The following is a 1,217-nucleotide window of genomic DNA, read 5'->3' as shown; positions in this document are numbered from 1 at the left end:
GCGTCGCCCTTCGGGTATTCGCCCGCCGCGGCTGCCGCTCCGAGGGGACCCAGGTAAATCAACAGCAAAAGCAATAGTCAAAGCCAAAGCAAGAGCAAAGCCAAAGCAAGAGCAAAGCCAAAGCAAGAGCGAAGCGACGGCATGTCGACGTCCGCTGCAAATATGGCATCACCCGCCGCAATCCAGCAGCCATTCCACTCTGCGCTGCTACTGTGCGCGATGGCAAAAAAGTTCAGGCACAAAAAACCCGGCCGAAGCCGGGGTTTTCTGTGCTGCCTAAGTGCAGGCGACTCAGCGACCGCCGCGCCACTCCGGGACCGGCATCGCATCCACCGGCACCGTCGGATTGGTTTCTTCCTCGCGCAGATAGGCCGGCAGATCGTCGTCCTGACGCTTGTGCCCGCGCATGTCGCTCTCGATCTGATAGTTGCGGCGCTGCAGCCACGCATCGCGGGTCAGTTGGTACTCGTCCGGCGCCTGGTCGCGCAGACTGTCCAGCGACAGCAACTGCGCGCGCGTGTCGACCAACTGCAGGCCCTGCAGACCGATGCGCACCCGGTCTTCCTCGATCTGCTGCAGTGGCGACAGCGGCGCGTCGCCGACCAGGCCGAACGCATCGCGCACCGTGCGCGGGCCGAACAACGGCAGTTCCAGGTAGCGCGAGCGGCGCCAGCCCCACACACCCAGGGTCTGGCCGAAGTCCTCGCTGCGCCGCGGCAGGTTGGCGTCGGTGGCCGGGTCGAAGATGCCGCCGATGCCCAGCGTGCTGTTGATCAGGAACCGGCTCAGGGTCTGCCCCGCCTGCAGCGGACGGCCCTGCAGCAGCTGGTTGACCATGGTCAGCGGCGAACTGAGGTTGTCGAAGAAGTTGGTCACGCCCAACCGCACCGGCCGCGGCACCACGTTGACGTAGGCGCGTGCCAGCGGCCGCGCCACGCCGCGGTCGACCACGTTGTTGAAGGCATGCACCTTGCGGTTGAACTTCTCCCACGGATCGTAGCTCTGCGGTGCAGGCACGCCCTCCGGCAGGGTCGGATCGGCGACCGGGTTGTACGGGTCGCCGCCGTACAGCGCGGCGTAGTCGTCCTCGGCCGAGGTCGGCGTGCCGTTGGCCGACGCGGTGCCCGGGGCAGCACTCGCCGGCGGCATCGCCGCAGGCGCGCTTGCCGATGCCGGCGCGGCGCCGGTGTCCATGCCGGTGGCGCTGTCCGCGGTCG

General features: G+C 67.4%; 1 protein-coding gene. It reads right to left on the bottom strand.

Features of this window, described 5'->3' with window-relative positions:
• Nucleotides 1–291: 291 nt before the first annotated feature.
• Nucleotides 292–1,217, bottom strand: a 926-nt coding sequence (locus D588_RS0115515) for a VacJ family lipoprotein (RefSeq protein ID WP_017916637.1), incomplete at its 5' end; no start/stop codon positions are given.

The sequence above is a fragment of the Xanthomonas sp. SHU 308 genome (assembly GCF_000364645.1).
Classification (GTDB): domain Bacteria; phylum Pseudomonadota; class Gammaproteobacteria; order Xanthomonadales; family Xanthomonadaceae; genus Xanthomonas_A; species Xanthomonas_A sontii.
Note: the sequence above shows the minus strand (reverse complement) of the source record. Positions and strands in the feature narration are given on the sequence as shown.